Origin of the sequence: Shinella zoogloeoides (genome assembly GCF_020883495.1) — a bacterium.
Taxonomy (GTDB): Bacteria; Pseudomonadota; Alphaproteobacteria; order Rhizobiales; family Rhizobiaceae; genus Shinella; species Shinella zoogloeoides.
In genome coordinates this window covers 2122518-2148216 of sequence record NZ_CP086610.1, presented here as the reverse complement: position 1 = coordinate 2148216, position 25699 = coordinate 2122518, and the positions used below count along the sequence as shown (strand labels likewise).

Annotated in this window: 21 protein-coding genes; 15 read left to right on the top strand and 6 right to left on the bottom strand. The window is 64.9% G+C overall.

The window, feature by feature from the left end; genetic code table 11:
- Positions 1 to 47: 47 nt before the first annotated feature.
- Complete coding sequence (locus K8M09_RS10710; RefSeq protein ID WP_160786103.1) at positions 48 to 926, bottom strand: MurR/RpiR family transcriptional regulator; 879 nt, start codon at positions 924 to 926, stop codon at positions 48 to 50.
- A gap of 192 nt (positions 927 to 1118) precedes the next feature.
- Between K8M09_RS10710 and K8M09_RS10705 the strand changes: the two genes are divergently transcribed.
- From K8M09_RS10705 to K8M09_RS10665, 9 genes are all read left to right on the top strand, one after another.
- The gene (locus tag K8M09_RS10705) at positions 1119 to 1880 is read left to right on the top strand and encodes an N-formylglutamate amidohydrolase (RefSeq protein ID WP_160786067.1); all 762 of its coding nucleotides are present in this window, start codon (positions 1119 to 1121) and stop codon (positions 1878 to 1880) included.
- A 134-nt stretch (positions 1881 to 2014) separates the two neighbouring features.
- Complete coding sequence (locus K8M09_RS10700) at positions 2015 to 2524, top strand: TRAP transporter small permease subunit (protein WP_160786066.1); 510 nt, start codon at positions 2015 to 2017, stop codon at positions 2522 to 2524.
- Positions 2521 to 3843: a TRAP transporter large permease gene (locus tag K8M09_RS10695; RefSeq protein WP_160786065.1), complete on the top strand. Its 1323-nt coding sequence runs from the start codon at positions 2521 to 2523 to the stop codon at positions 3841 to 3843. Before K8M09_RS10700 ends, K8M09_RS10695 begins: the two co-directional genes overlap by 4 nt.
- A 130-nt stretch (positions 3844 to 3973) precedes the next feature.
- Positions 3974 to 5026 carry a TRAP transporter substrate-binding protein gene (locus tag K8M09_RS10690; protein WP_160786064.1) on the top strand — a complete coding sequence of 351 codons (1053 nt, stop codon included), beginning with the start codon at positions 3974 to 3976 and terminating at the stop codon, positions 5024 to 5026.
- A 74-nt stretch (positions 5027 to 5100) separates the two neighbouring features.
- Positions 5101 to 6471, top strand: a complete 1371-nt coding sequence (locus K8M09_RS10685; protein ID WP_160786063.1) for a glutamine synthetase family protein — start codon at positions 5101 to 5103, stop codon at positions 6469 to 6471.
- 110 nt (positions 6472 to 6581) lie between these two features.
- Positions 6582 to 7961, top strand: coding sequence for an aldehyde dehydrogenase family protein (locus K8M09_RS10680; protein ID WP_160786062.1), 1380 nt, complete (start codon positions 6582 to 6584; stop codon positions 7959 to 7961).
- Between the two features lie 5 nt (positions 7962 to 7966).
- A complete protein-coding gene (locus K8M09_RS10675; protein WP_160786061.1) occupies positions 7967 to 9112 on the top strand; it encodes an iron-containing alcohol dehydrogenase in 1146 nt (381 codons plus the stop codon).
- A gap of 221 nt (positions 9113 to 9333) precedes the next feature.
- Positions 9334 to 10050 carry a ParA family protein gene (locus K8M09_RS10670; RefSeq protein WP_160786060.1) on the top strand — a complete coding sequence of 239 codons (717 nt, stop codon included), beginning with the start codon at positions 9334 to 9336 and terminating at the stop codon, positions 10048 to 10050.
- Between the two features lie 254 nt (positions 10051 to 10304).
- A complete protein-coding gene (locus K8M09_RS10665; RefSeq protein ID WP_160786059.1) occupies positions 10305 to 11828 on the top strand; it encodes a globin-coupled sensor protein in 1524 nt (507 codons plus the stop codon).
- Positions 11829 to 11959: 131 nt separating this feature from the next.
- Here K8M09_RS10665 and K8M09_RS10660 read toward each other — a convergent pair whose 3' ends face one another.
- Complete coding sequence (locus tag K8M09_RS10660; protein ID WP_380734847.1) at positions 11960 to 13324, bottom strand: L,D-transpeptidase family protein; 1365 nt, start codon at positions 13322 to 13324, stop codon at positions 11960 to 11962.
- Positions 13325 to 13619: 295 nt separating this feature from the next.
- Here K8M09_RS10660 and K8M09_RS10655 point away from each other — a divergent pair, with 295 nt between their 5' ends.
- Positions 13620 to 14474 carry a DUF4432 family protein gene (locus tag K8M09_RS10655; protein WP_160786057.1) on the top strand — a complete coding sequence of 285 codons (855 nt, stop codon included), beginning with the start codon at positions 13620 to 13622 and terminating at the stop codon, positions 14472 to 14474.
- Between the two features lie 70 nt (positions 14475 to 14544).
- Positions 14545 to 14883 (top strand): TIGR01244 family sulfur transferase, encoded by a 339-nt coding sequence (locus tag K8M09_RS10650; RefSeq protein WP_160786056.1) that lies wholly within the window; start codon positions 14545 to 14547, stop codon positions 14881 to 14883.
- Between the two features lie 188 nt (positions 14884 to 15071).
- On the opposite strand, the gene K8M09_RS10645 is transcribed toward K8M09_RS10650, so the two are convergent.
- The 4 genes from K8M09_RS10645 to K8M09_RS10630 form a co-directional block, all read right to left on the bottom strand.
- Positions 15072 to 16721 (bottom strand): thiamine pyrophosphate-binding protein, encoded by a 1650-nt coding sequence (locus K8M09_RS10645; protein WP_160786055.1) that lies wholly within the window; start codon positions 16719 to 16721, stop codon positions 15072 to 15074.
- Positions 16718 to 17917 carry a CaiB/BaiF CoA transferase family protein gene (locus K8M09_RS10640; protein ID WP_160786054.1) on the bottom strand — a complete coding sequence of 400 codons (1200 nt, stop codon included), beginning with the start codon at positions 17915 to 17917 and terminating at the stop codon, positions 16718 to 16720. Before K8M09_RS10640 ends, K8M09_RS10645 begins: the two co-directional genes overlap by 4 nt.
- 173 nt (positions 17918 to 18090) lie before the next feature.
- Positions 18091 to 19035 (bottom strand): DMT family transporter, encoded by a 945-nt coding sequence (locus tag K8M09_RS10635; protein ID WP_160786053.1) that lies wholly within the window; start codon positions 19033 to 19035, stop codon positions 18091 to 18093.
- Positions 19032 to 19991, bottom strand: a complete 960-nt coding sequence (locus K8M09_RS10630) for an alpha/beta fold hydrolase (protein WP_160786052.1) — start codon at positions 19989 to 19991, stop codon at positions 19032 to 19034. The genes K8M09_RS10635 and K8M09_RS10630 overlap by 4 nt, the downstream gene beginning before the upstream one ends.
- 172 nt (positions 19992 to 20163) lie before the next feature.
- On the opposite strand from K8M09_RS10630, the gene K8M09_RS10625 reads away from it, so the two are divergent.
- From K8M09_RS10625 to K8M09_RS10610, 4 genes are all read left to right on the top strand, one after another.
- Entirely contained in the window at positions 20164 to 20913 is a 750-nt protein-coding gene (locus K8M09_RS10625; RefSeq protein WP_160786051.1) for a ribonuclease, read from the top strand.
- A 72-nt stretch (positions 20914 to 20985) separates the two neighbouring features.
- On the top strand, positions 20986 to 22791 hold the full coding sequence (locus K8M09_RS10620) for a hypothetical protein (RefSeq protein WP_160786050.1): 1806 nt from the start codon (positions 20986 to 20988) through the stop codon (positions 22789 to 22791).
- Between the two features lie 102 nt (positions 22792 to 22893).
- Positions 22894 to 24543: an energy-dependent translational throttle protein EttA gene (gene ettA / locus K8M09_RS10615; protein ID WP_160786049.1), complete on the top strand. Its 1650-nt coding sequence runs from the start codon at positions 22894 to 22896 to the stop codon at positions 24541 to 24543.
- A 147-nt stretch (positions 24544 to 24690) separates the two neighbouring features.
- Positions 24691 to 25698, top strand: coding sequence for an ArsR/SmtB family transcription factor (locus K8M09_RS10610; RefSeq protein ID WP_160786048.1), 1008 nt, complete (start codon positions 24691 to 24693; stop codon positions 25696 to 25698).
- Position 25699: the final 1 nt, after the last annotated feature.

Sequence of the window (25699 nt, the reverse complement as noted above, 5' to 3'; positions counted from 1 at the left end):
GTATGAAGCTTATGTGACAGTTTTATTTCGTTTTTTTCGTATGTCGATCAGGTCTTGCCGGAAACCTCCGGCCGGGGTTTGCGAAAAAGCCGGCTGGCCTCGAACAGACCCTCCAGCGTCTTCATTCGGCCGCTGGTTTCCTCCCAGCCCGAACTTTGCACCGCTTCGATCAGCGCTTCCACGATGAAGAGCGTCACGACGGAGGAATCCCATGCGGACGGCGCCTCGATATGGACGCGGAAGACCCTTGCCGCCGCCTTGGCGACGGGCGAGGCCCACTGGTCGGTGAACAGCACGATCTCCACGCCGCGCTCGCGGGCGACGCGGCCGAGCGTCTCCATCTCCTGCTCGTAGCGGCGGATGTCGAAGATCACGAGCACGTCGCCGGCCTTCATGTTCAGCACGTAATGCGGCCAGGAACTGGGATTGGACGCAATCTGCGTGACGTTCGGGCGGATGACCTGGAGATGGGTGAAGAGATAGTCGGCGAGCGCCTTCGTGATGCGCCCGCCGATGATGTAGATGCTGCGCTGGCGGTCGGCGAGGAGGGCGGCCGCGCCGTCGAATTCGGCGGCCTCCACCTGCGCGAGTGTCTGGCGCAGGTTCGTCATGATCGCGTCGGCGAAGCGGTTGAGGATGTGGGTGCCGGGCGCGTTGGCGGCCCAGCGGTCGTGCTTGCTGATGGGGCTGGAAAGCGTCGCCTCCAGCTCGTGATGCAGGCGGACCTGGAAATCCGGGAAACCGCGGAAGCCGAGTTTCTGCACCATGCGCGCGACCGTCGGCGTCGACACGCCGGCGTTTTCCGCCACGGTCGTGATGCTGCCGAGGCCGGAGACGGGATAGTTATCGAGCAGCGATGTGGCCAGCTGCCTTTCGGCGCGCGTCAGCGCATCGAAATGAGCATGGATCACATCCGACACCGTCATGGATGCTTGGTTGAGCGTCAAGTTATTCCCCTGCGCTCCGGTCTTTGCCGGAGTTTTCAAAATTAAACATCGCTGTCACAATTCGAGTCAAATGATTTTTTGAAGAGATTTTTTCATCCCCCGGTTGACACTGGCAGAATGGTGAAGAATTCTCTTCATCAACGATAAAAGCCGGTCGAGGGGATCAGGCTCATGGGAATTCTGAGTGTGGAGGAGGGCGACCCTGTCGCCCTGGAGAATGCTATTGCCCGCAGTCCGGTGATCCTGGTCTGCGAGCATGCATCGCGCGTCCTGCCGAAGTCGCTCGGCACGCTCGGACTTTCCGAGGAGGCGCTGGCAAGCCATATCGCCTGGGATCCGGGCGCGCTCGCCGTTTCGCGCCTGATAGCGAAAAGCCTCGATGCGACGCTGCTCCACCAGCGCTTCTCGCGCCTCGTCTACGATTGCAACCGTCCGCCGGAATCACCGGCCGCCATGCCGGAAAAGAGCGAGGTCTTCGATGTTCCGGGCAATGCGGGGCTGGATCAGGCGGCGCGCGACGCCCGCACCGAGGCGCTCTATCTGCCCTTCCGCGACACGCTTTCCCGTCTGGTGACGGCGCGTATCGCCGAGGGCAGGCCGCCGGTCATCGTCACCATGCACAGCTTCACCCCCGTCTATTTCGGCAAGCAGCGCGACGTGGAAATCGGCATCCTGCACGATGCCGACACGCGCCTTGCCGACGCCATGCTGACCGAAGCTGCAGCCGACAGGCGCTACGACGCCCGCCGCAACGAGCCGTACGGGCCTGAGGACGGCGTGACGCATACCCTCAGGGAGCACGGCCTTTCCAACGGCCTTGCCAATGTGATGATCGAGGTTCGCAACGACCTCATCCGAGACGAAGCCGGCCAGGAGGTCGTGGCCGGCTATCTGACGGGACTGCTCGGCAAGAGCCTTTCCGCAATCAATTAAAAAACGACCCGGGAACGGAATGCCGTGGAAACGGAAAAGAACACGAACTGGAGAGGCCAGGCGAATGCTTGCGTTGTCAATTTGGAGGACCGGTCCGGCTGAGAATGCCGCCGCTGCCAGGGGAGGCAGGGCCGATGCCTGATTTCATCAAGAGCTATGTGCGCTTCGTCGACACGTTCAACCGGCGCGTCGGCCTTTTTGCGATGTATCTGATCTTCGCGATGTTCGCGATCCTGCTTTATTCGTCGGTTTCGAAGGCGTTCCACCTGCCGGCGAACTGGATGCTGGAATCCGCCCAGTTCACCATGGCGGCCTACTACATGCTCGGCGGCGCCTTCGCCATGCAGACGGACGATCATGTGCGCATGGACCTCTTCTACAGCCAGTGGTCGGTGCGCCGCCGCGCCGCCTTCGACGTGGTGACCGCCATCGCGCTGATCGTGTTCCTCGGCTTCATGCTGTTCGGCGGCATCGCCAGCACGACCTACGCCATCCAGTTCAAGGAAAAGAGCTTCTCCGCCTGGGCGCCCTACATGGCGCCGATCAAGATCGTCATGACCTTCGGCGTCGTGATGATGCTCGCGCAGGCCACCTCTTCGCTGTTCAAGGATATCGCCGAATTGCGGGGAAGGCCCATCGCATGAGCTATGAATTCATCGCAATCACGATGTTCGCCGGCATGATGGTGCTGCTGCTCACCGGGCAGCGCGTCTTTGCCGTGATCGGCTTCGTCGGCGTCGTGGCGGCCTTCCTCCTGTGGGGAACGGGCGGCTCGGAAATGGGCTTCGCCTCCGCCATGAAGCTCGTCAAATGGTATCCGATGCTGACGGTGCCGATGTTCGTGTTCATGGGCTACATGCTCTCCGAATCCGGCATCGCGGAAGACCTCTACAAGGCCTTCCATGTCTGGATGGGACCGATCAACGGCGGCCTTGCCCTCGGCACCATCGGCCTCATGGTCATCATTTCGGCCATGAACGGCCTTTCCGTCGCCGGCATGGCGATCGGTGCGACCATCGCGCTGCCGGAACTGCTGCGCCGCGGCTACGACAAGGTGATGACGACGGGCGTGGTGCAGGGCGGCTCGACGCTCGGCATCCTGATCCCGCCGAGCATCGTGCTCGTGCTTTACGGCATGATCGCCCGCGTTCCGGTCGGCCAGCTCTGGCTTGCCGGCGTGTTCCCGGGCCTCCTGATGGCGGCGCTGATGGCGATCTACGTCTATGTGCGCTGCCGGATCAATCCGTCGCTCGGCCCGGCGCTGCCGGCGGAGGAGCGCCACGTGCCGACGAGCGAGAAGCTGAAGCTGCTCACGGCCGGCATCCTGCCGCTCGGCATCTTCACGCTGATGATGTGGCTGTTCCTCTCGGGCATCGCCAGCCTCGTGGAAGCCTCGGCGGTCGGCGCCATTTCCTCGGCGCTCGTCGCCTGGCAGCGCGGCCGCCTGTCGCGTAGCCTGTGGAACGACGTGCTTCAGAAGACGCTCGGCATCACCTGCATGTTCATGTGGATCCTGATCGCCTCGCTCTGCTTCGGCGCGGTCTTCGACGGTCTCGGCGCGGTCAAGTCCATCGAGCGCTTCTTCCTCGGCGACCTGGGGCTGGAGCCGTGGCAGGTGCTGGTGCTGATGCAGCTCTCGTTCCTGATTATGGGCATGTTCCTCGACGATACGGCGATGCTCGTCATCGTCGCCCCGCTCTACATTCCGCTGGTGCAGAAGCTGGGCTTCGATCTCGTCTGGTACGGCGTGCTCTACACGATCACCTGCCAGATCGCCTACATCACGCCGCCCTTCGGCTACAACCTGTTCATGATGCGCGCCATGGCGCCGCCCGGCATCACCATGCGCGATATCTATGCATCGATCTGGCCCTTCGTCGGCATCATGATCGCAAGCTTGATCATCATCGGCTGCTTCCCGGAAATCGCGACGTGGCTGCCGAACAACTACTACAGCAAGTGACGAGTTTGCCGGCGGCGACAGCCGCCGGCGCCCGTGGGAGTAATGAGGCCGGTAGAAGAAAAGACCATTGACCGTCCGGGATGAACGGCCGTTCCCGGCAAAGCCTGATGATAACCAGAGGGAAAGAGATATGACCAATAGAAGGCAATTTCTGACACGGGCCGGGGCGGTTACGATCGGAGCCGGCGCCGCGACACTTTCCGCACCCGCCATCGTGCGGGCCCAGGAGCCTATCAAGTGGCGTTTCCAGACCTATGCGGGCGCCGCGCTCGGCGAGCATGTCACCAAGCCGATCGTCGACGCGATCAACGCCTCTGCGAAGGGCGAGCTGGAAATCGAGCTTTACTTCGCCGACCAGATCGTGCCGACGGGCGAGCTTTTCCGCGCGCTGCAGGCGGGCACCATCGACGCCGTGCATTCGGACGACGACTCGATGGCGTCCCCGGCTGACGTCGCCACCTTCGGCGGCTACTTCCCGCTCGCCACCAAGTCGATCCTCGACGTGCCGGTGCTGTTCAAGCAGTACGGCCTCGCCGACATCTGGCGCTCGTCCTATGAGAAGGTCGGGGGCGTCGTCTGGCTCTCGTCCTCCGGCCAGGACCCGTGCCACTTCAACACCAAGAAGGCCATCACCTCCGTCAAGGACCTGGAGGGGCTTCGCCTCTACACCTTCCCGACGGCGGGCCGCTTCCTCAGCCAGTTCGGCGTCGTGCCGGTGACGATCCCCTACGAGGATGCGCAGGTCGCCGTACAGACCGGCGAACTCGACGGCATGGCCTGGTCGGGCATCACCGAGGACTACACGGTCGGCTGGGCCGATGTGACGGACCACTTCCTGACCAACAACATCTCCGGCGCCTGGATCGGCTCCTTCTTCGTCAACGAGAAGAAGTGGGCGGAACTGCCGGATCACCTGAAGAAGCTGGTCATGACGGCCATCGAATCCGGCAACAACTACCGCGACCAGTGGTATTGGGGCGGCGAGGCGAAGCTGCGCGCCGAAGGCACGAAGCTGAAGCTCACCAGCATCCCGGCCGAGGAATGGAAGACCGTCGAGGACGCAGCGAAGGTCTTCTGGAAGGAGATTGCCGAGCAGGGCGAGACGGCCGCCAAGGTCGTCAAGATATTCGAGGACTACAATGCCGTCATCAACAAGGCCGGCCCGCCCTACGTGAACGGCTGACGCCATCCAAGACGCCGGGCCGGGCCGCTTGAGGTCCGGTCCGGCACGCCGCCATAACCCGCAGGACCACCCCGATGACCGTGACCTATACATTCGATGACCTGAAGAAGGATGTGGCCGAGGGCCGCATCGACACCGTTCTCGCATGCCTTGTCGACATGCAGGGGCGCCTGATGGGCAAACGCTTCCACGCACAATATTTCGTCGACAGCGCCTATGAGGAAACGCATAGCTGCAACTATCTGCTGGCGACCGACATGGAGATGGAGACCGTCCCCGGCTACAAGTCGACGAGCTGGGCCGCCGGTTACGGCGACTACACGATGAAGCCGGACCTTGCGACGCTGCGCAAGCTGCCCTGGCTCGAAGGCACGGCGCTGGTGCTCTGCGACGTGCTCGACCACCACACCCATGAGGAAGTGCCGCATTCGCCGCGCGCCATCCTCAAGAAGCAGGTCAAGCGGCTGGAGGCCATGGGCCTCAAGCCCTTCATGGCGAGCGAGCTGGAATTCTACCTCTTCGACCAGACCTACGACCACGCCCGCGAGAGCGGCTACCGCGACCTCCAGCCCGCAAGCGGCTACAACGAGGACTACCACATCTTCCAGACCACCAAGGAAGAGGATGTGATGCGGGCGCTGCGCAACGGCCTGCAGGGCGCGGGCATTCCGGTCGAGAACTCCAAGGGCGAGGCTTCGCCCGGCCAGGAGGAGATCAATGTGCGCTACGCCGAGGCGCTGACCATGGCGGACCGGCATTCGATCATCAAGAACGCCACCAAGGAAATCGCCTGGCAGCGCGGCAAGGCCGTGACGTTCCTTGCCAAGTGGAACTACAACGCCGCCGGCTCCTCCTCGCATATCCACCAGTCGCTCTGGAGCCTCGACGGCAAGGAAGCGAGGTTCTTCGACAGGGACGCCAAATACGGCATGTCGGAAATGATGCGCATGTATGTGGCGGGCCTGCTCGCCCATGCCAGCGAGATCACCTATTTCCTCGCGCCCTATATCAATTCCTACAAGCGCTTCGTCGCCGGCACCTTCGCGCCGACCAAGGCGATCTGGAGCAAGGACAACCGCACCGCCGGCTATCGCCTGTGCGGGGAGGGCACCAAGGGCATCCGTATCGAATGCCGCGTCGGCGGCTCGGACCTCAACCCCTATCTCGCCATGGCGGCGCTGCTTGCCGCCGGTATCGCCGGCATCGAGGGCAAGTTCGAACTGGAAGCGCCCTTCGAGGGTGATGCCTATGGCGGCAAGGATATCCGCGAGATTCCGCGGACCCTGCGCGGCGCGGCCGCGGCCCTGAAGGATTCGGCCATGCTGCGCGATGCCTTCGGCAGCGACGTGGTCGATCACTATGTCCGCGCCGCCGAATGGGAGCAGGAGGAATACGACCGCCGCATCACCGACTGGGAGGTGGCGCGCGGCTTCGAGAGAGCGTAAGAACGGCGCGGGTCTGCCCCTTTGGCCCCCGGAGATTCTCCGGCGGGCGCAAAGGCGCGGCGGGACCCCGTCAAAACTGAAATTCCGATAGAACCAACAGGAAGTCGATCATGACTGTGATCAAATGCATATCCCCCGTGGACGGCTCGGTCTATGCCGAGCGCGAGACGATGCCGCTGGCGGCCGCGCAGGCCGTCGTCGCCCGCGCGAAGAAGGCGCAGAAGGCCTGGGCCAAGCGCCCGCTGGACGAGCGCATCCAGCTCGTTCTCAAGGGCGTCGCCCGCGTCAACGAGATGGCCGACGAGATCGTGCCGGAAATCGCCTGGCAGATGGGCCGCCCGGTCCGCTACGGCGGCGAGTTCAAGGGCTTCAACGAGCGTTCCAACTATGTCGCCGAGATCGCCGGCTCCTCGTTGGCGCCGATCGTCATCGAGGACAGTGCCAAGTTCGAGCGCCGTATCGAGCGTGAACCGCACGGCGTCGTCTTCGTCATCGCGCCGTGGAACTATCCCTATATGACGGCGATCAACACCATCGCCCCGGCGCTGATGGCCGGCAATGTCGTCATCATCAAGCATGCCGCGCAGACGCTGCTGGTCGGCGAACGCCTCGTGCGCGCCTTCAACGAGGCGGGCGTGCCGGAAGACGTCTTCCAGAACGTCTTCCTCGACCATGACACGACCTCGGCGCTGATCGCCGGCAACAGCTTCGATTTCGTCAACTTCACGGGCTCCGTCGAAGGCGGCCGGTCCATCGAGCGCGCGGCTGCCGGCACCTTCACGCCGGTCGGTCTCGAACTCGGCGGCAAGGACCCGGGCTACGTCATGGAAGACGCAGACCTCGACGCCGCCGTCGATACGCTGATGGACGGCGCGACCTACAATTCGGGCCAGTGCTGCTGCGGCATCGAGCGTGTCTATGTCAACGAGAAGCTCTACGACGCCTTCGTCGAGAAGTCTGTCGCCTGGGTTTCCAACTACAAGCTCGGCAATCCGCTCGACCCGGAAACGACGCTTGGGCCCATGGCGCACAAGCGCTTTGCCGCGACCGTACGCTCGCAGATCGCCGATGCCGTCGCCAAGGGCGCGAAGGCGCTGGTCGATCCCAAGCTCTTCCCGGCCGATGACGGCGGCGCATACGTCGCGCCGCAGGTCCTCGTCGATGTGGACCACTCCATGGAGTTCATGACGGAAGAGACCTTCGGCCCGGCCGTCGGCATCATGAAGGTGAAGAGCGACGAGGAAGCGCTCGCGCTGATGAACGATTGCAAATACGGCCTCACCGTCTCGCTCTGGACGAAGGACAGCGAGCGCGCCGCCCGCATCGCCCGGGACCTCGAGACCGGCACCGTCTTCCAGAACCGCGCCGACTATCTCGACCCGGCGCTGTGCTGGACGGGCGTGAAGGAAACGGGCCGCGGCGGCTCGCTCTCCGTCATCGGCTTCCACAACCTTACCCGTCCGAAATCCTACCATTTCAGGAAAGCTTGAAGAGCATGACCATCACCGCCAACTGGAGCTACCCGACCGCGATCAAGTTCGGGGCAGGCCGTATCAAGGAACTGGCCGACCACTGCAAGGCGGTCGGCATGAAGAAGCCGCTGCTCGTCACCGACCGCGGCCTTTCCACCATGCCGATCACCAAGAACGCGCTCGATATTCTCGAGGCCGCAGGCCTCGGCCGGGCGATGTTCGCGGAGGTCGATCCCAACCCGACCGACAAGAACCTCGAAGCCGGCGTCAAGGTCTTCCGCGACGGCGGCCATGACGGCGTCGTCGCCTTCGGCGGCGGCTCGGGCCTCGACCTCGGCAAGGCAATCGCCTTCATGTCCGGCCAGACGCGCCCCGTCTGGGATTTCGAGGATATCGGCGACTGGTGGACCCGCGCCAATTCCGACGGCATCGCGCCCATCGTCGCCGTGCCGACGACGGCCGGCACCGGCTCGGAAGTCGGCCGCGCCTCCGTCATCACCAATTCCGAGACGCACACCAAGAAGGTGATCTTCCATCCGAAGTTCCTGCCTTCGGTGACGATCTGCGACCCGGAACTGACGGTCGGCATGCCGAAGGTCATCACCTCGGGCACCGGCATGGACGCCTTCGCCCATTGCCTCGAAGCCTATTGCTCGCCGTTCTACCATCCGATGAGCCAGGGCATCGCGCTCGAAGGCATGCGTCTCGTCAAGGAATACCTGCCGCGCGCCTACAAGGACGGCACGGATATCGAGGCCCGCGCCCATATGATGTCGGCCGCCGCCATGGGCGCTGTCGCCTTCCAGAAGGGCCTCGGCGCGATCCATTCGCTGTCGCACCCGGTCGGCGCGATCTACAACACGCATCACGGCATGACCAATGCCGTCGTGATGCCGCCGGTGCTGACCTTCAACCGTCCGGCCATCGAGGCGAAGATCGCCAGCGCCGCCGCCTATCTCGGTATTGCCGGCGGCTTCGACGGCTTCTTCGACTATGTGCTGCGCCTGCGCGAGGAACTCGGCGTGCCGGACAAGCTCTCGGCGCTCGGCGTCGGCACGGACCGGATCGACGAGATGTCCGCCATGGCCATCGTCGACCCGACGGCCGGCGGCAACCCGGTGGAACTGACACTCGACGCGGCCAAGCGCCTCTTCGTCGAATGCATCTGAATTCTCACCGTTAACAAATGACAGAAGCCCGGAAAACATTGGTTTTCCGGGTTTTTTCTTTACAAAGCGCAAATTTGACGCGCTGTCTCATTAATCCTCGCGATACGGAAATTTCCTCTTTGTTAACCATGTTTTGAAAGGTTCGGTTAAGCGGGCGCCATTTCCACCGGGTCGTCTGATGAGAGCAATGAGGACGCTCGCAGCCTTCGAGAGGAAACGTCATGCCAGTCATCACATTCGCCAATGCCAAGGGTGGCGCGGGCAAGACCACCGCGGCCCTCATTCTGGCCACCGAGCTTGCCAGCCAGGGCCATCGCATCACCATCCTCGACGCCGATCCGCAGCGCTGGATCAGCCATTGGCATGAAATTTCCGGCCGCCAGCGCAACATCGCCGTCATCTCGGAAGTCTCCATGGCCTCCATCCAGGGGCATATCCGCGAGAACCGCGATACGACCGACTATTTCATCATCGATCTTGCCGGCGCGCGCGATGCGCTGGTCGCGACGGCCATCGGCCTTTCCGATCATGTGATGATCCCGGTGCAGGGCTGTGCGATGGATGCGCGGGGCGCTGCGCAGATCCTCGAACTGCTCAAGCAGCTCGATGAGAAGGCCGGCATCCGCATCGGCCATTCGGTGGTGCTGACGCGCATGAATTCCATGGTGACGACCCGCGCCATGGCGGCGATCAAGGCGCTGCTTTCGGCGCGCGGCGTTGCGGTGCTGGATACGCCGATCGGCGAACGCACGGCCTTCCGCGATATCTTCGATTGCGGCGGCACGCTCTATTCGATGGACCCGGCCAAGGTGAGCAATCTCGACAAGGCGCGCGAGAATGCGCGCCTCTTCGCCGGGGAGGTACTGGGCCTTCTTCCTTCGCGCAAACGCAGCGCCACCGGGCGCGGCCTGTTCCGCACGCTGCGGCAGGCAGCCTGAGACCTTGAAAATTGATGAACGACCGGAGCGGCTGCGACGAAAGGCGCAGCCGTTTTCCGTCCTCCGCGCGAGGCTTGGTAATGAACAATTTACCATGACTAACCTAATGATATCGCCTCAGAAAGCTATTCCCTGAAGGTGTTCGCCTTCAACTTGACCCATGAGGGGTCGCGGGGTGGGCGCGCCGTGCGGGCCGCCGACCCGGGGAGCATTGCGTTTTCCTCCCGTCTCTCGCGTTCCAGGATACCCTCTTCATGAAGCCAGCCCCGCAGACCGCCAGCCAGAATCCCGATATCGCGCGCCGCCTGGACTATCTCGGTCTCGACGAGGCCGCGCTGAAGCGGCTGCGCAGCCTGAAACCCTTTATCGAGAAGGAGATGGGGCCGGCGCTCGATAAGTTCTACGCCATCGTGCGCAAGAGCCCGGAGGTGAACCACCTCTTCGCGAACGACGCGCATATGAACCGCGCCAAGAACGCGCAGCTCGGCCACTGGGCGAACATCGCCGCCGGCGACTTCACGGGCGATTATGCCTCGAAGGTGCAGACGATCGGCCATGTGCATGCCCGTATCGGGCTGGAGCCGCGCTGGTATATCGGCGGCTATGCGCTCGTCGTGGAGCATCTGCTGACGGAAGCGGTAAAATCGCTCTGGCCGAAGGGCGGTCTCTTCTCCCGTCCGCAAATCGGCCCGGAGGAATTCGCGGCGCGTTTCTCCAGCCTGCTCAAGGCGATGTTCCTCGACATGGACCTGTCGATCTCCGTCTACCAGGACACGTCCGACGTCACCAAGCAGCAGGCGGTGCAGGCGCAGGTTCTCGCCGAGGAGCGCAAGCTTGTCAGCGATTCCTTCGGTGCCGCGCTGAAGCGTATCTCGGACGGCGACCTTACGGCGCGCATCACCGGCGCGCTGCCGGAAGCCTACGAGGCGCTGCGCGACGACTTCAACCACGCGATCTCCACGCTGGCGCAGGCCATCGGCAATATCGGCGCCGGCGCGGGGTCGATCCATCTCAGCGCCCGCGAGATCGCCTCGGCTTCCGACGATCTTGCCAAGCGCACGGAGCGGCAGGCGGCCAACCTTGAGGAGACGGCGGCGGCCGTGGAGCAGGTGACGACCACCGTGCGCCAGACCGCGCAGAGCGCCAACGAGGCGAACGCCCTCGTCATGGCCGCGCGCGACAATGCGCAGCGCAGCGGCGAGGTGGTGGAAGAGGCGATCACCGCCATGGGCGAGATTCAGGCCTCCTCGTCGGCCATCGCCAATATCATCGAGGTGATCGACGAGATCGCCTTCCAGACGAACCTTCTGGCGCTGAACGCCGGCATCGAGGCCGCGCGGGCCGGGGAGGCCGGGCGCGGCTTCGCCGTCGTCGCCTCGGAAGTGCGGGCGCTCGCCCAGCGCTGCGCCGATGCCGCCAAGGACATTCAGAACCTCATCGCGAAATCCCATGGGCAGGTCGAGGACGGCGTGCGCTCGGTGGGCGAGGTCGCCCAGTCGCTGCGCCAGATCGTGTCACAGGTCGTGGAGGTGAGCGCGGTGTTCAACACGATTCGCGCCAGCACCGCGGAGCAGGCGACGGGCCTGCAGGCGGTCAACCAGGCGGTCAACGCCATGGACCAGATCACCCAGCAGAATGCCGCGATGGTCGAGCAGGCGAATGCCGCGAGCCAGGCATTGACCGCCGAATCCGCCTCCATCGCCGCCCAGCTCAGCGCCTTCCGCACCGGCGGCACCGCCCAGCCGGCGCGCAATTCCGGTTATACCCGCGCGGCGTAAAGCCGTTTGACGGATTGAAAAGGCCGGGAGCGCAGCGCGCTCCCGGCCTTTTTCCATTTTCCTTCGGCCTTTGCCGGAACGAAAAAAGCCGGCCTTGCGGGCCGGCTTCGTTGGCTGTCTTCGGTTGGCGATCAGTCGACGAATTCGACCGTCACGCCGGCGCTCGTCATCTTGGCAAGCTCGGTGGCGTCCCAGTTGGTCAGGCGGATGCAGCCGTGGCTCTGGGTCTTGCCGATCTTGGACGGTTCCGGCGTGCCGTGGATGCCGTAGGTCGGCTTGGAGAGCGCGATCCAGACGGTGCCGACCGGGCCGTTCGGGCCGGGTTGCAGCGTCAGCACCTTGTCGTTGTTGCCCTGCTTGAAGTTGATCTTCGGATTGTAGGTGTAGCCCGGATTGAGCGCGATGCGCTGGACCGTCACCGTGCCGGAGGGCGAGGGCGTGTCCGACGAGCCGATGGACGCCGGATAGGCGGCGATCAGCGTGCCGTTCGCGTCATAGGCGAGCACCTGCTTGCGCCCCTTGTCGGCGAGGATCTTTGCGACCTTGCCCGTCTTCTTCTCACCGATATCGACGACCTTGACGAGCGTGCCGGGAATGGTGAAGTCGACGCCCGGATTGATCTCTTTCAGATAGGCGACGTCCATGTGGAACTTCTCGCCCAGCATCTCTTCCGTCGAGGTGAAGGAGAGATGCGGCAGCGCGGCCTTGTGGGCATAGTCGTCCGGGATCGACGCCACATAGGGACCGGCCGCGTCGGCGGCGGTGATCTCGTAAGTGGTGAAGGCCATGCCGCCGGACAGGCGCAGGCGCTCCAGAATATCGTCGGCATTGTTCGGATCGAGCGTCTCGCCGGTGGCGTTCTGCCAGGCCTCGATGGCCTTGGTGACGTTGGACCCCTTCTTGCCGTCGATCACGCCCGGGGAGAAGCCCTCGCGGTCGAGGAACACCTGAAGGGCGGTGACCTCGGCGGACGACATCTTGCCGAGCGCGGCCGCCGGCGCGAATTTCGGGCCGGGCACGAATTCGGTGTTCGGATCGGTGCCTTCCGCCGGCAGCGCCAGCGCCTCGTCCGGGTCATCGGAAAGGCCGGGCATGGGCTGCGTATTGCCGAAATCGGTATCCGGCGGCGTCCGGCGATCCCTGTCGTCCGGCAGCGCCTCGCGCATTTCCGGCACGGAGCTGGTCGTCAGGTTGTCGTCATATTCGGCGCCGGGGGCCGGGGGGAAATAGTCCGGGTTCGTTTCCGAATAGCCGCGGGCTTCGCGGTAACGCTCGCGGCGCGAGGGGGCGGCATCGCCGTCATTGCCGAAATAGCGGTCGGCCGGCACGGCGGTCGCGACGATATCGCCCCAGGCGTCGATCAGCACCTTGCGGCCGCGGCTGTCGCGTCCCCAGCGCATGCTGCCGTCGTCGGGAACATAGTCGAGGATATCGCCTTCGGGCGAAACCAGAATCGTATTGCGGGAGAGCTGCTGCTGCTGGGCCTTGGCCGGCAGGGCCGCGAATCCGAGAACGGATGCGGCTGCAAGAAACGAAATGCTTGTTTTGAAAATCGAATTCACGGCTGTTGACCTGCCAGATTGCATATGTCGCGCGGACGGAACACTTCAATTCGGACCTTAATATGGAAAACTGAATCGATGGTGAACGTAACGTCAACGCGCATGGTAAAAACTTGTAGTCCCGCGCCGCCGTTCCATGAAAAGATACGGGACGAAGACGCGGCCCCGATGGCGCTGCGCAACGCTTGGCCCTAGCATGCGGCCCTTGCCCGTCTCACCGGAGTTTGACATGCCTTTCGCCCTTGCCGCCGACACGCCGGACCAGTCCTTCCGCCTCGACCTGACGGCGCATTCCGCCCTCGATGTCGCAAGCGCCGTCTTCCATGGCGTGGACATCGCGCCCGGATCGGCCATTCCCTCGGACGGCGATCCGCGCATCGACAAGGCGTTGCCGGGCTTTCTCTTCACCTGCGGACCGGATCACATCCGCCATCCCGTGCCGGTGGAAGGCGCGGCCGATGGCCGGCGCTATCCGCTGCACGGTTCGCTCTCTTCCCATCCGGCGCGGGACATCGCCATCGAGGAGGACGAGGGCGAGGCGATCTGCGAGGGGCGCGTCGCCGTTGCGCTCGCCCATGGCGGCACGGCCGATCTTGCCCGCCGCTGGCGTGCCGACCGGCGCACGGGGCACATCTCGCTCGACGACGCCGTCACCAATACGGGCGACAGGCCGTGGCCGCCCTTCGCCATGTACCATATCAATTTCGGTACCGGCCTTTTCGACGAGAACACGCGGTTGACCGGCGCCATGCTGCCCGGCGGCAGCCTGCCTTGGCGCTTCGACGACGGCGACATGAAGATATTCTGCGTCCCGGTGACCGAGACGGCCGAGCATGGCTGGGCGGAGATCGCCGTGGGGCCGATCGCCGCGCTTGGCGGGCGCAGCGTGCATATCCGCTTCCGCACCGACACCTTGCCTTACCTGCAGGTCTGGCGGAACCAGTCGCCCGGCTGCGCGGTGCTCGGCATCGAGCCGGTCTCGCACCGGCTGGCCTCGCGGGAGGAGCTGATTGCCTCCGGCGAAGCGCCGGACTTTGCGCCGGGCGAGAGCGTCGGCTACGCGCTCGCCTTCGAGGTCCGCTAGATTTCGCACGATTGACGCCTTGACGGCGCAGGCCTAAACGGGATCGCCCCTATTTCTGAAAGGACCTCCCATGGATATCCGCGCGATCAACGACGAATATTCCGTCTCCGGCCAGATCACCGTCGAGGACCTCGACACGATCGCCGCCCTCGGCTTCAAGTCCATCGTCTGCCACCGTCCGGACCATGAAGAGGCCGGCCAGCCGGAATTCTCGGCCATTGCTGCCCGCGCGAAGGAACTCGGCGTCGAGAGCGCGCATGTGCCGGTCGGCCCGATGGGCGTGACGGTGGAGGCGGTGAACGGCATGGTCGACGCGCTCGACGAACTGCCGCGCCCGATGCTCGGCTATTGCCGTTCGGGCATGCGCTCGACGAAGACCTACGAGCAGACGCAGCACATTCGCGGGTAAGGGTGGGGAGGTTTCGCCAGCAACTCGCTGTTGGCAACCTTGCTTCATCCACCGTCGTCATCCTCGGCCTTGTGCCGAGGATCTACCAACACATCGAAAAATCGAAACGTTGCAGATGCTCGGGATAGGCCCGAGCATGACGAAAGAGATGTTTTCGTGGTGTGGCGGGGGCCTTTCGGCCCCCACTCTTACTTCCCGCTACGGATATCCGACAGCGTGCGCGTGGGCGTGATCGCTTCGGGATCGAGCTTTACCTCGATGATCGCCGGCTTGCCGCTGGCGCGCGCGCGCAGGAACGCGGCGGCGAAGTCTTCCGTCTTCTCCACCGTCTCGCCATGGCCGCCATAGGCGACCGCGAGGGCTGCGAAATCCGGGTTGGTGAGGTCCGTGGCGCTGACGCGGCCGGGATATTCCCGCTCCTGATGCATGCGGATCGTGCCGTAGATGCCGTTGTTGACGACCACGGTGATGATCGGCAGCTTGTAGCGCACGGCGGTTGCGAATTCCTGGCCGTGCATCATGAAGCAGCCATCGCCGGCAAAGCAGATGACCTCGCGCTCGGGATGGAGCTGCTTGGCCGCGACGGCGGCCGGCAGGCCGTAGCCCATGGAGCCGGAGGTCGGGGCGGCCTGCGTGCCGAAGCGGCGGAAGCGGTGGAAGCGATGCACCCAGGTGGCGTAGTTGCCAGCGCCGTTGGTGAAGATCGTGTCCTCGGCCGTGTTTTCCTCCAGCCAGGCCATGATCGGCCCCATCTGAACCGCGCCGGGGCCTTCCATGGGCGGCGTCGACCACTTCAGGTAGCTTTCATGCATGGCGGCGGTGCGGGCGGCCCAGCGCGGCGCGGTCTTCGGCGCGAGGCCGTCGAGCGCGGCGATGAAATCTTCCGGCGCGGCGCAGATCGCCAGATCCGGGCGGTAGACGCGGCCGAGTTCCGACGGGTCGGGATAGACATGCACCAGCTTCTGCTGCGGATAGGGGCTCTGCATCAGGCTATAGGTGGCCGAGGGCATTTCGGAATAGCGGCCGCCGAGCAGGATGACGAGGTCGGCTTCGCGGATTTCCTTGCCCAGCGCCGGATTGATGCCGATGCCGGAATCGCCGGCATAGTTCGGGTGCTGGTGATCGAACAGCATCTGGCGGCGGAAGGAGCAGGAGACCGGCAGCGACCAGCGCTCGGCAAAGGCGGCGATGCCCTTCACGCTCTCGTCCGACCAGCGCGTGCCGCCGAGGATGACGAGCGGACGTTCGGCCTTTTCGAGAAGCCCCGCCAGTTCCTCGACCTGCTTGCGGCCCGGATGGGCCTCCACCGGCATATAGGGCCTGGCCTCGACCGCCTTGACCTCATCCGTCAGCATGTCTTCCGGCAGCGCCAGCACGACCGGGCCGGGCCGGCCGGAGGTGGCGACGGCGAAGGCGCGGGTGATGAATTCGGGAATGCGGCGGGCATCGTCGATCTCGGCCACCCACTTGGCGACCTCGGTGAAGGCGCGGCGGTATTCCACTTCCTGGAAGGCCTCGCGCTCGCGCGCGTCGCGCTGCACCTGGCCGATGAAGAGGATCATCGGGATCGAATCCTGCCGTGCGATATGCAGGCCGGCGGAGGCGTTGGTGGCGCCGGGGCCCCGCGTGACCATGCAGATGCCCGGCTCGCCGGTGAGCCGGCCCCAGCAATCCGCCATCATTGCCGCGCCGCCTTCCTGGCGGCAGACGAGCACGTCGACATTGGTGTCGTGCAGCGCGTCGAGCACCGCGAGATAGCTTTCGCCCGGCACGCAGGCGACGCGCTTGACGCCGTTGGCTACGAGGGCGTCGACGATGAGCTGGCCGCCGGTCTTCATGCGCTTTTCTTTCCTGCTTCGAGGGTTTCGAGTTCCGCCATCACGGCGTCGGTATGTTCGCCGAGCCGGGGGCTGGGGCGGTCGTAGACAAGGGGCGTGCCGGAGAAGACGATGGGCGTGCGCACGCCGGGAATGAGGTTCCCGCCCGCATCCGGCAGGTCGACGCGGAGGCCCCGGGCCTTGACCTGCGGGTCATCGAAAGTCTCGGCAATGGAATTGATCGGCCCGGCCGGAACGCCTTCGCGCTCGCAGGCGTCGAGCAGGTCCGCCTTGGTGATCGCGGCGGTCGCGCCCGTCACGATGCGGCGCACCTCCTCGCGGTTGGCGACGCGGGCGCGGTTGGTGGCGAAGCGCTCGTCGTCGGAAACGCCGGTAAGTTTCAGGATGCCGCAGAGCTTGCGGAACTGGCCGTCATTGCCGACGGCAAGGATGATGTGTCCATCCGACGTCGGCACGACCTCGTAGGGTGAGATGTTCGGATGCGCATTGCCGAGCCGTGTCGGCGCCTTGCCGGAGGCGAGGAAGTTCATGTTCTGGTTCGCCATGACGGCCGATTGCACGTCGAGCAGCGCCATGTCGACATGCTGGCCCTTGCCGGTCTTCATGACATGGATGAGGGCGGCCTGGATGGCGGTGACGGCATAGATGCCGGTGAAGATATCGGCGATCGCGACGCCCGCCTTCATCGGCTCGCCATCCGGCGCGCCCGTCACGGACATGAAGCCGGACATGCCCTGCACGATATAGTCGTAGCCAGCGCGGGCCGCATAGGGACCGTCCTGGCCGAAGCCGGTGACGGAGCAATAGACGAGTTTCGGATGCCGCGCCGCAAGGCTCTTGTAGTCGAGGCCGTATTTCGTGAGGCCGCCGACCTTGAAGTTCTCGATCACCACATCGGCGGTCGCGATCAGGCGGTGGACGGTCTCGCGCCCTTCCTCCGTCTTGAGGTCGACGGCGATGGAGCGTTTTCCGCGATTGGTGGAGTGGTAGTAGGCGGCGGAAAGGTTCTCGCCGTCCTTGCCCATGACGAAGGGAGGCCCCCAGGCGCGCGTGTCGTCGCCGCCATCGGGGTTCTCGATCTTGATGACGTCCGCGCCGAGGTCCGCCAGCATCTGCCCGGCCCAGGGGCCTGCGAGCACCCGCGCCAGCTCGATGACCCTTATACCGGCGAGCGGTAGGTTCGACTTGTCCATCATGCACTCCTCCTCCACAGGCGCGCGAAAGCGCCCGCCGGGCTTTTCGCCCGTTTCGTCTTGGATAACAAAAAGCCGGAGGGCAGGATAGCGGGCGGGGGCGGGGACATCATGACGGGTTCGACTGACTTGATGCCCGCCGCGCGCGCCGGTCTTCGCCCCGGTTTTCGTCTTTGTCAGATCGGCGTGGATTCGGGCTGGATCGTCGCCGTCTTGCCCACCTGCCGCTCGCGCCAGATGACATAGAGGCCCGAGCTGATGATGATGGCGATGCCGAGCCATTTCAGCGGATCCGGCAGATCGCCGAAGACCCACCAGCCGAAGATCGTCGCCGAGACGATCTCCAGATATTGCAGCGGGGCGAGGGTGGAGGCTGGGGCCGAGCGATAGGCATAGACCCCGAGCACGCCGGCGATGGTGGCCGCGACGGCCGCGCCTGCGATATAGAGCGTGTTCTGCATGTCGGGCACGACGGGCGTGAGGAAGGAAATGCCCGCGAAACTGCCGACGACGAGCAGCAGGCCGGCGATGACCGCCCCCCAGAGACCGGCATAGAACTGCATGGACCACGGGTCTTCCTTCTGCGCCACGAGGCGGGTGAGCAGGAAGAAGAGCGCCAGCGAGAAGGCGGCGACGACCGGCAGGAGGGCGATGAGGCCCACTTCCTGCAGGCTCGGCTGGATGACGAGCAGCGAGCCGAAGAAGCCGACGCCGCAGGCCGTATAGCGCCGCCAGCCGATGGTCTCCTTCAGGAAGATGGAGCCGAGGATGGTGAGGATGATCGGCTCGACGAAGAAAATGGCGATGGCGTCGGCCACCTCCATCACGGCGAGCGGCGTGACGAAGCTGATCATGGTGATGGCCATCAGCAGGCCGCGGGCGGCGTGAAGCCCCATCTTCTTCCATGTCACGTCCAGCAGCGTGCCGCGCATCAGGCAGATCGGCCCCAGCACCGTCATCTGGAAAAGCAGGCGCACGAAGGTGATCTCCGTCGCGGGAACGGAGGTGACGGCGAGTTTGGCGAAGATATCGATGATCGGCGAGATGAGCACCGACAGGACCATGAAGGCAAGCCCGAGGCTGACTTCGTTGCGCAGCGGCGTTATAGTGGTCGTGCTCATGATGGGTCCGGCGGCCGGCGCTTTTGCTCGACAACCCGGCGGCACCAGCCGGCAAAGGCGTCGATGGCGGGATCGCGCAGCGCCGGGCTTTCGTTCAGCGTTTCGTGACGCATGCCGCGATAGACGATCGTGGTCACGTCCTCAAGCCTCGATTTCTTGAGCCTTTGCGAAAAGGCGAGGGTCGCCCGGCCGCGATCGGTCGCCGGATCCTCGTCGCCGCCGGCAAGGTGGATCGGCAGCACCTTCGGCAGGCGCGCGATCCCTTCCGACGAAGCATCGGCGAAGGTGACGGCGAAGATATCGATCCACATGGAGACATTGACGTCGAAGCCGCAGAGCGGATCGGCGATATAGGCGTCCACCTGCGCCGCATCGTGCGACAGCCAGTCGAACTGCGTCCGTCGGCCGGCGATGGATTTTCCCCAGGCCCCGAAGGTGAGCCTGGGCAGGATGCCGCTCGGCACGTCCGATCCCTTCAGCATCCGCTCGCCGGCCAGCACGACCTGCGCCAGCCGTCCGGCGGGACCCGGCTCGAGATTGGAATTCCACACGGCGAGCGCGTCGATATCGGCGGGATGGGCCTGCGCGAAGGCAAGCGCCATGAGGCCGCCCATCGAATGGCCGAACAGCACCACCGGCAGGCCGGGGTGCCGGCCCACGGCAAGGTCGCGCACCGCGCGCATGTCCTCGATGACGCGATGGATGCCGCCGCGCGGCGCGAACTGGCCGAGCGGCGCATCCGGCGCTGTCGTATGGCCATGGCCGCGATGGTCATGCGCATAGACGTGAAAACCCTCCGCCGCCATGCGGTCGGCGAAGGGGGCGTAGCGCGCGCTATGCTCGGCAAGGCCGTGGCTGAGAAGAAGGATGCCGCGCGCCTCTCCGCGCGCCGGCTCGTGCCGCAGCGCAAGCGCCGCCCCGCTCGGGCTTTTCAGCGTCTCGGCCTGTGAAAACACGGCAAGTCCTCCCCTTTGCGGACAGGTCAACGCGATTTGCCGCGCAAAGACAATGGGATGCGGCGTGTATTTTTCCACTGCCGCACGTCATTCGCGATTTTTCGGATCATGGGTTGCATTTTTCTGATTTATGGTTGTAAATGATCTCGTTTTGTTCTCGTTGGAGCTGGTCATGAAGACGAAAGCTGCCTTGTGCTTCCGTTGCCTGTTTTCCTTTCTTTCTGCCTGCCTCTGCCTGCTGGCGGCACCCGCCTTCGCCGGCACGGAGGCCGCGCCCGCCGGCGCCGCGCGCGAAATCCTCTCCGTAAGCTGGCAGCCGGGCTATTGCGCGGCGCGGCCGAAGAGCCGGGGCTGCGCGGACTTTTCCGCTGCCGGGCCGGCAGCGAAGCGGTTCTCGCTGCACAGCCGCTTCCAGATCCGCAACAGCTATTGTGGGGTCGAGGCCGACCTTCAGCAGCGGGCGCGCAAGGGAAAATGGACGGAACTGCCTGAAATCACGCTCGCCTCGGGCACGCGGGAGCGCCTTCTGGCCGCCATGCCCGCAGCCCGCATCGGACTCGACCGGCGGCAATGGCTGAAAAGCGGCAGTTGCCTCGCCACCTCGGCGGAAGCCTATTACAGCCGCTCGCTGGACCTGCTCGACCAGCTCAATGCCTCGCCTCTCCCCGCGCTCTTTTCCGGGAAAGCCGGCGGCGTCATGACGCTCGCCGAAGTCCGCGCCGCCTTCGACGCGGCCTTCGGTCCCGGCGCAGGGGAACGCGTGCGCCTCGCCTGCCGCAAGACGGCCGGCCAGCCCGTCGTGATCGGCCTCACCATCGGCCTTGCGGCGGGCGAGGGGACGCTGTCGGCGCTGATAGGCGGCGCGGTCCCGGTAAAATCCCGCTGCACCGAGGGTATCGCTGCCGTGGCGGGCGCGCGATGAGCGTTGCGGGCGGCAACCCAATCTTAAACGGGATCTCCTAGGCTGCGGGCATTTTCAGCGGGATTGGCAGGAATGGCATCGGGTGTTTCGCAAGTTGCGTGCCGGCGGGACTGCCCGACGCGCCTGACGCGGCTCGAGAGTGCCGGTCTTGTCTGCGGTACGGGTCTTGCGGTGGTTCTTGCGGATCTGGCCGACGGGCGGGCCGTCTATGCGGATGTGGACGACAGGCTGCGCGCCGCGCAGATCGGCCGCCTGGTATCGGGCGAGACGGGCTGGTTCGATCCGGTCCTGCCGTCCGTCGCCATGCCGGAACCCTATCTTTCGCCCTGGTCGCGGCTGGTCGACCTGCCCTATCTGGTGTTTTCGAAGGCGCTGTCCGTCTTCGTCGCGCCGGAGCAGGCTCTGGGCATCGCCTATCTCCTCTGGCCGCCTCTGATGCTGATCGCCTTCTGCGGCCTTGCCGTCTTCGTGGCGCGCGGGTTGATGGGCGGCCCGCTGCCGTCGAGGATGGCGGAGGCCATGATATTCGTCCTGATGGCGATGCTTATGGCTTTCGCGGTGCTGGAATTCGCGCCGGGCCGGATCGACCATCACAATGTCCAGCTTGTGCTGCTGCTCGCCATGGCCGCGGGGCTTTGCTGGGATGCGAAGGGCGGGTTTTTGACGGGGGCCGCCGGAGCGGCGTCGGTGGCGGTAGGTTTGGAATGCCTGCCGCTGGTGGTCGCCGCCTTCGGCGCGATGGCCTGCAGCTATATCCTCGATGCGAAGGGAAGCCGTGCGGTTCTGTTGAATGCGGCGGTCGGCATGGGGAGCGCGACTGTCGTGCTCGCCGCGGCCTTTCTCGGGCCGGCCGGGATCGCGGCGCAGCAGTGCGACGCTTTTTCCGCGCCGCAGATCGTCCTGATGCTCGGCCTGTCCCTTGCATTCGGCGGCGTGTGCCTCGTGCCGGGGATGCCCGCATCGCCGATGGCAAGGGCGTCGCTGCTGGCGCTTGCCTCGCTCGGCGTTCTGGCGTTGGCCGCCGTGCTGTTTCCGGCCTGCCTGGCCGGGCCCTATGCGGTCATCGATCCACTGTCCCGCCTTTACTGGTTCGACCGTATCGAGCAGGAACAGGGCGTGCTCTTCCTGTTGCGGAACGGCCGCTATGCTGTCGTGGCGGCGCTGCTGTCGGTCGGGTCCGTGCTCTGCCTGCTGCTGCCGATGGCGGTTGCAAAGGCCCGGTCCGGTGCGGCGTCCTTCCTTGCGCTCTATGCGCTTGCGGCGGTTTCACTCCTTCTTGCCCTGCTGATGGTCCGCTATATCCGCTTTGCCTCTGCGCTGACGCCGCTTTTCCTGCCGGCGCTCGTCGCCTGGTGGCTCGACCCGCGGACAGGCGCGGGCCGGCAGCGCGCTGCGCTCGGAGCGTTTGCGGCGGCGGTCGCCGCTTTTGTGGGCATGGTCGCCCTCGTGAAGCCCGTCGATCGTCCTTTCGATGCTGTCGACTATATGTCCATGGATGCCTGCGAGGGGGAGGATCTTTCGGTTCTGGCGACCGTTGCGCCCGGCCGGATCGCTCAGCCCAATGGTCTTGCCTTCACCCTTATCGAGGCCATGCCCGAGGGTTTCCGGGTCGCCGCCATGCCGTTCCACCGCGCCTCGCCCGGCATGAAGCGCATGTACGAGGCGTTCCTGTCGAGCGATCCCGCGGTGCGCCGGGCGGCGCTGGCGCCGTTCGATTATGTGGCGGTCTGCCGTCTGCCGCTGACGTCGGATGCCGCTTTCGCCCCGCTCTATGCGGCGCTGTCGGCAGGCGAGGACTGGCCGGGATTGGTGCGGATCGCGCCGCCGGCCGAAACGCGCTTCCAGCTCTTGCGCATCGACCACGCCGCGCTGCGGTAGACGCGGGCCGCCTTGCCTGTGCGCCGCGGCTTTCGCTGATTGCCGCGGGCGGAGAATTCGCCTACATAGCGGGCAAATTTGTCCGATCCGGAGCGCGTTTTCATGGCACGTCAGTTCATCTACCACATGTCTGGGCTCAACAAGGCCTATGGCAACAAGAAGATCCTCGAGAACATCCACCTCTCGTTCTACCCGGATGCCAAGATCGGTATCCTCGGCCCGAACGGCGCGGGTAAGTCGACGGTGCTGCGGATCATGGCCGGCCTCGACAAGGAGTTCACGGGCGAGGCGTGGCTGGCGGAGGGCGCGACCCTCGGCTACCTGCCGCAGGAGCCGCAGCTCGACGCATCCAAGACCGTGCTCGAAAACGTCATGGAGGGCGTCGCCCCCAAGAAGGCGATCCTCGACCGCTACAACGAACTGATGATGAACTATTCCGACGAGACGGCGGAAGAGGGCGCCAAGCTCCAGGACATCATCGACAGCCAGAACCTCTGGGACCTCGAAAGCCAGGTCGAGATGGCGATGGACGCGCTGCGCTGCCCGCCGGGCGACTCCGGCGTCGATAGCCTTTCGGGCGGTGAAAAGCGTCGCGTGGCGCTCTGCAAGCTGCTGCTCGCCCAGCCGGACCTGCTGCTGCTCGACGAACCGACCAACCATCTCGACGCCGAGACGATCGCCTGGCTCGAAAAGCACCTGCGCGAATATCCCGGCTCCGTGCTGATGATCACCCACGACCGCTACTTCCTCGACAATGTCACGGGCTGGATTCTCGAACTCGACCGCGGTCGTGGCATTCCCTACGAAGGCAATTACTCCGCCTATCTGCAGGCCAAAGCAAAGCGCATGGCGCAGGAAGAACGCGAAGAGGGCACCCGCCAGAAGGCGCTGTCGCGCGAGCAGGAGTGGATCGCCTCCTCGCCCAAGGCCCGTCAGGCCAAGTCCAAGGCCCGTATCAAGGCCTATGACGAACTGGTCAAGGCGGCGGCCGACCGTCGTCCCGGCGACGCGCAGATCGTCATCCCGGTCGGCGAGCGTCTCGGCAACGTGGTCATCGAGGCGGAAAACCTCACCAAGGCCTATGGCGACCGCGTCCTCATCGAGAACCTTACCTTCAAGCTGCCGCCCGGCGGCATCGTCGGCGTCATCGGCCCGAACGGCGCCGGCAAGACGACGCTGTTCCGCATGATCACCGGCCAGGAAAAGCCGGATTCCGGCTCGATCACCGTCGGTGAGACGGTCGATCTCGGCTATGTCGACCAGAGCCGCGATGCGCTCGGCGGCAACAAGACCGTCTGGGAGGAAATCTCCGGCGGCAACGATGTGCTCAAGCTCGGCAAGCACGAGATGAACAGCCGCGCCTATTGCGGCGCGTTCAACTTCAAGGGCGGCGACCAGCAGCAGAAGGTCGGCACGCTCTCGGGCGGCCAGCGCAACCGCGTGCACCTCGCCAAGATGCTGAAGGGCGGCTACAACGTCATCCTGCTCGACGAACCGACCAACGACCTCGACACGGAAACGCTGGCCGCGCTGGAAGACGCGCTGGAGAACTTCGCCGGCTGCGCCGTCATCATCTCGCACGACCGCATGTTCCTCGACCGTCTCGCCACCCACATCCTCGCCTTCGAGGGCGATAGCCATGTGGAATGGTTCGAGGGTAACTTCGAGGACTACGAGCAGGACAAGATCCGCCGCCTCGGCGCGGATGCCGTCAATCCGAAGCGCGTGACCTACAAGCGCCTGACGCGCTGAGGCCGACGCTGCTTTTGCCTTTGAAAAACCCCGGCTTGCCGGGGTTTTTCTTTGGCCCTGTTGATGGGAAGATCGGCGCATGGATTGGCTCTTGCGCGAAGCAGATTAATCACATAAACATATCTTTATGTCTTGATTGGAAAGACCATGGGCGACACGCAGACACTTGGACTGGACGACATTGTGGAGATCCTGAAGGCGGCGGGCGAACCGACGCGGCTTCGCCTTCTCGCGCTCCTGTCCCATGGCGACCTGACGGTGACGGACCTCACCGATATCCTCGGCCAGTCCCAGCCGCGCATCTCGCGCCACCTGAAGCTCCTGGCGGAAGCCGCGCTGGTCGATCGCTACCAGGAGGGCGCCTGGGCGTTCTTCCGGCTGAGCCAGGGCGGCGTCGCCGTCTCGCTCGCCCGCCGGCTGCTGGAGGCCATCGATCCGGCGGATGCGGTCTTCGCGCGCGACGACGAACGGCTGCGCGTGCTCAAGAAGATCCGCTCCGACAAGGCGCAGGCCTATTTCAGCCGCAACGCGGCGGAGTGGGATGCGGTGCGGCGTCTGCATGTCAGCGAGGCGGAAGTGGAGGCGAAGCTCGCCGCGCTCATCGGCACGGAGCCGGTCGACGCCTTCCTCGACCTCGGCACGGGCACGGGGCGCATCCTGCAGCTCTTCGAGGGGCTTTACCGGCGCGGCGTCGGCGTCGACGCCAGCCGCGACATGCTTGCGGTGGCGCGGGCCAATCTGGATCGCGCCGGCATCACCAAGGCCTCCATCCGCCATGGCGACATCTTCAACCTGCCGCTGGAGCGCGACGAATTCGATGTCGTGACGATCCATCAGGTGCTGCACTTCCTCGAAGAGCCGGAAGCGGCGGTCCTCGAAGCTGCGCGCATGCTGGCTCCGGGCGGGCGTCTTGCCATCATCGACCTTGCCCCGCACGCGCTGGAACACCTGCGTGACGAGCATGCCCATGTCCGTCTCGGCTTTTCCCATCGTACGCTCTCCGAGTGGCTGGAGAAGGCGGGGCTGGTCGTGGAGGAGGTCGTGGACCTCAAGCCCGCGCATTCGGCCGCCGATGCGCTGACCGTGACCATCTGGCTTGCCCGCGACCAGCGCGCCGAGGCGGCCGACCCTATCGCAATCCGCAGGAGGAGTTGAC

What these genes read in the sequence shown, in the direction of transcription:
- K8M09_RS10710 (WP_160786103.1), bottom strand. Translation starts at nt 926, where the DNA reads ATGACGGTGTCGGATGTGATCCATGCTCATTTCGATGCGCTGACGCGC.
- K8M09_RS10705 (WP_160786067.1), top strand. Translation starts at nt 1,119, where the DNA reads ATGGGAATTCTGAGTGTGGAGGAGGGCGACCCTGTCGCCCTGGAGAAT.
- K8M09_RS10700 (WP_160786066.1), top strand. Translation starts at nt 2,015, where the DNA reads ATGCCTGATTTCATCAAGAGCTATGTGCGCTTCGTCGACACGTTCAAC.
- K8M09_RS10695 (WP_160786065.1), top strand. Translation starts at nt 2,521, where the DNA reads ATGAGCTATGAATTCATCGCAATCACGATGTTCGCCGGCATGATGGTG.
- K8M09_RS10690 (WP_160786064.1), top strand. Translation starts at nt 3,974, where the DNA reads ATGACCAATAGAAGGCAATTTCTGACACGGGCCGGGGCGGTTACGATC.
- K8M09_RS10685 (WP_160786063.1), top strand. Translation starts at nt 5,101, where the DNA reads ATGACCGTGACCTATACATTCGATGACCTGAAGAAGGATGTGGCCGAG.
- K8M09_RS10680 (WP_160786062.1), top strand. Translation starts at nt 6,582, where the DNA reads ATGACTGTGATCAAATGCATATCCCCCGTGGACGGCTCGGTCTATGCC.
- K8M09_RS10675 (WP_160786061.1), top strand. Translation starts at nt 7,967, where the DNA reads ATGACCATCACCGCCAACTGGAGCTACCCGACCGCGATCAAGTTCGGG.
- K8M09_RS10670 (WP_160786060.1), top strand. Translation starts at nt 9,334, where the DNA reads ATGCCAGTCATCACATTCGCCAATGCCAAGGGTGGCGCGGGCAAGACC.
- K8M09_RS10665 (WP_160786059.1), top strand. Translation starts at nt 10,305, where the DNA reads ATGAAGCCAGCCCCGCAGACCGCCAGCCAGAATCCCGATATCGCGCGC.
- K8M09_RS10655 (WP_160786057.1), top strand. Translation starts at nt 13,620, where the DNA reads ATGCCTTTCGCCCTTGCCGCCGACACGCCGGACCAGTCCTTCCGCCTC.
- K8M09_RS10650 (WP_160786056.1), top strand. Translation starts at nt 14,545, where the DNA reads ATGGATATCCGCGCGATCAACGACGAATATTCCGTCTCCGGCCAGATC.
- K8M09_RS10645 (WP_160786055.1), bottom strand. Translation starts at nt 16,721, where the DNA reads ATGAAGACCGGCGGCCAGCTCATCGTCGACGCCCTCGTAGCCAACGGC.
- K8M09_RS10640 (WP_160786054.1), bottom strand. Translation starts at nt 17,917, where the DNA reads ATGATGGACAAGTCGAACCTACCGCTCGCCGGTATAAGGGTCATCGAG.
- K8M09_RS10635 (WP_160786053.1), bottom strand. Translation starts at nt 19,035, where the DNA reads ATGAGCACGACCACTATAACGCCGCTGCGCAACGAAGTCAGCCTCGGG.
- K8M09_RS10625 (WP_160786051.1), top strand. Translation starts at nt 20,164, where the DNA reads ATGAAGACGAAAGCTGCCTTGTGCTTCCGTTGCCTGTTTTCCTTTCTT.
- K8M09_RS10620 (WP_160786050.1), top strand. Translation starts at nt 20,986, where the DNA reads ATGGCATCGGGTGTTTCGCAAGTTGCGTGCCGGCGGGACTGCCCGACG.
- ettA (WP_160786049.1), top strand. Translation starts at nt 22,894, where the DNA reads ATGGCACGTCAGTTCATCTACCACATGTCTGGGCTCAACAAGGCCTAT.
- K8M09_RS10610 (WP_160786048.1), top strand. Translation starts at nt 24,691, where the DNA reads ATGGGCGACACGCAGACACTTGGACTGGACGACATTGTGGAGATCCTG.